At 79.3% G+C, this 333-nt stretch carries 1 pseudogene; it reads right to left on the bottom strand.

The window, feature by feature from the left end:
* Positions 1-333 (bottom strand): annotated as a pseudogene (locus IFT36_RS16195) (hypothetical protein); the annotation flags it as partial.

Raw genomic sequence — 333 nt, 5'->3', positions numbered from 1 at the left:
GCCGAGCACGCGCTTCATCAGGCCGGGGTGTGCGGTCTCGCCACGGGTCGCCGCCCGGGCGAGGTCGGCCGGGGCGCTCGACGCGGGACGCTCGCCCGCGGGCACCTCGGCGCTCAGGCGGGTGAGCACCTGCTGACGCTGCTCGGGGGTGAGGCGCTCGAAGGCGTCGCGGTGGACCTGCTCGAGCTGCTGCGGCGGGGCGGTCTGCAGCAGGTAGTCGTACTTGGCGAGGGCCGCGCGGTCCGCGGCGGACCCCTGGGGGGCGTGGCCCCCGGTGGCCGGGCGCCCGACACCCCGCTGCGGCGCCCCGTACCCGTCGCGCTGGGGCTGGCG

Origin of the sequence: Frigoribacterium sp. CFBP 13605 (genome assembly GCF_014839405.1) — a bacterium.
In the GTDB taxonomy this organism is placed as follows: domain Bacteria; phylum Actinomycetota; class Actinomycetes; order Actinomycetales; family Microbacteriaceae; genus Frigoribacterium.
The sequence above is the reverse complement of the archived record's forward strand: the minus strand, read 5'-3'. Positions and strand labels throughout refer to the sequence as shown.